Annotated in this window: 2 protein-coding genes; both read right to left on the reverse strand. The window is 75.6% G+C overall.

Translation table 11 applies throughout. The features are described 5' to 3' along the window. Positions 1-43 precede the first annotated feature (43 nt). Positions 44-676, reverse strand: a complete 633-nt coding sequence (locus tag POF43_RS34350; RefSeq protein WP_271318646.1) for a TIGR03085 family metal-binding protein — start codon at positions 674-676, stop codon at positions 44-46. Between the two features lie 150 nt (positions 677-826). Further along, entirely contained in the window at positions 827-1699 is an 873-nt protein-coding gene (locus tag POF43_RS34355; RefSeq protein ID WP_282704962.1) for a hypothetical protein, read from the reverse strand. Positions 1700-2075: the final 376 nt, after the last annotated feature.

Genomic DNA, 2075 nt, shown 5'->3' on the forward strand with positions numbered 1-2075 from the left:
GGCGGGGGGCTGTCCGGCCCCGCCCCGGGCGGGACCGCGCCGGTCAGATCCCCAGCTCCAGCCCCGACACCTTCGACACCGCCGCCTGCTCGCCCTCGGTCGCCACCTCCGCCGCCGCCTGCCGCCCGAACGCGAACAGCGTCAGCTCGGCCGGCTCGCCGGTCACCGTCACCACCGGCGTCCCCCGGTGCGCCACCGCGGTCTGCCCGTCCGGCCGCCGCAGCACCAGACCCACCGGCGACTTGCGCCCCAGCAACCGCGCCCCGCGCTCCAGCCGCCGCCACAGCAGGTCCCCGAAGACCGGATCGATCGTCCGCCGCGTCCAGTCCGGCTGCGCCCGGCGCACGTCCTCGGCGTGCACGAAGAACTCCACGCTGTTGGCCGCCTCGTCGATCTGCTTCAGCGCGTACGGCGACAGGCGCGGCGGGCCGGTCCGGATCAGCTGGATCAGCTCCTCGTAGGGCTTCTCGGCGAACTCCCGCCGGATCCGCTCCATCCGGTCCGCCAGCTGAGGGATGATCAGCCCCGCCGCCGCGTCGGTACGGCGTTCGCGCACCACGATGTGGGCGGCGAGATCGCGCGTCGTCCACCCCTCGCAGAGCGTCGGCGCGCCGGGGCCGGCGGCCTCCAGCAGATCGGCCAGGACCAGACGTTCCCGCTGCGCATGAGTCGACATGCGAGAAGCCTACGTCGCCACCTCCCGCCGGAGCCGGACCGCGCGAGGTTTCCGGCCGCCGCCGCCCCTGGTCTTTCCCTGAGAGCGACCCTGACAGGGATGAGGGGGACGGAAGCCGTGCGGCGGTCACCGCGGCAGGGGCGGCCCGGGCTACGGCAGCGGGGCGTCCATCAGGGCGCCGCCCTGGTGGTTGCTGAGGGTCAGGGCGCAGGAGACGGTGTTCTCCCCCTTGATCTCATAGGTGGTCAGATTCGGGTAGAGCGCGTAGTTGTAGTACATCTTGCCGTCGTCCGCGAACGACTTCAGGCGGCGTTCGGCGTCCGGCTTGCACAGCGCGAGCGCCTTCGTCTGCACGGCCGTCTCGTCGGTCAGGGTGCCGGTCAGCCGCTCGTCGGCGATGACCTCGCCGTCGTGCGGGCTGTGACAGCTGATCCTGGTGACGAGGTTGATGTCGGCGTCCAGCCCCGGCGAGTCGAAGCAGGTGCCGGGGGAGAGCTTGACGTACGGGGTGTAGGCCGCGCTCGGGCTCGGGTCGGACGGGTCGTCGGATATCGCGGCACCCGGTGAGGTGTCGCCGGACGAACCGCCGGAACCGCCCCCGCTGCCCGCCGCGGGCGACGGCGCGGCGCCACCGGCCGGCGCCGTTCCCCGCGCCTGCGACCCCTGGTCGTCGTAGCCGCTGCCCAGCCAGACGATGCCGCCGATCACCAGGGCGGCGAGCAGCACCAGGCCGACCACCACCCCCGCGATCCGCGCGCCCTTGCCCCGCTTCGGCGGCGGGGGCGGATACGGGCCGTAGCCACCGGGACCGCCGGGGCCGGGAGGCGGGGGCGATCCGTAGCCGCCGGGGGCGCCGGGGCCGGGCGGACCGTAACCGCCGTACCCCCCGTAGCCGCCCTGCGCGGGCGGCTGCTGTCCGTACCCCCCGCCGGGCGGGGGAGGAGGGCCGAAGCCCTGCGGCGGGCCGAAGCCGCCCCCTGACCCGGGGGGTGGGGCGTCGTTCGGCGGCGGAGGGAAACTCATGCCCGAAGCATGCCCCACCGGACCGACAACGGGGGCGCCGGACCGGAAAGTTGTGGAGAAGCTCCAGCCTGTGGACAACTCGACCACCCGCGCCGCCCCCGCGGGGGTGCGTCCGCTTCGCGGGGACCGGTGCGGGTGCCGGGGCCGGGGCTGGTGTCGGCGCCGGTGCGGGTGCGGGTGCCGTTGCCCCGGCGAAGCGGCGGCCTCCGCCGCACCGTTGCTCCGTCGCACCGTTGCTCCGCCGCGTCGCCGCGGCCTCCGCGCCGTTACTCCGCCGGGATCGCCGCGCCGCCGCGGCCTCCGCGCCGTTACTCCGCCGGGATCGTCACTCCGCCGGGGCCCGCCGCACCGCCCCCGCCCCCGCACCGTCATCCCC

Origin of the sequence: Streptantibioticus silvisoli (assembly GCF_027947535.2) — a bacterium.
Lineage (GTDB): Bacteria > Actinomycetota > Actinomycetes > Streptomycetales > Streptomycetaceae > Streptantibioticus_C > Streptantibioticus_C silvisoli.

Coding starts and splice junctions, on each gene's coding strand:
- POF43_RS34350 (WP_271318646.1), bottom strand. CDS start 676: ATGTCGACTCATGCGCAGCGGGAACGTCTGGTCCTGGCCGATCTGCTG.
- POF43_RS34355 (WP_282704962.1), bottom strand. CDS start 1,699: ATGAGTTTCCCTCCGCCGCCGAACGACGCCCCACCCCCCGGGTCAGGG.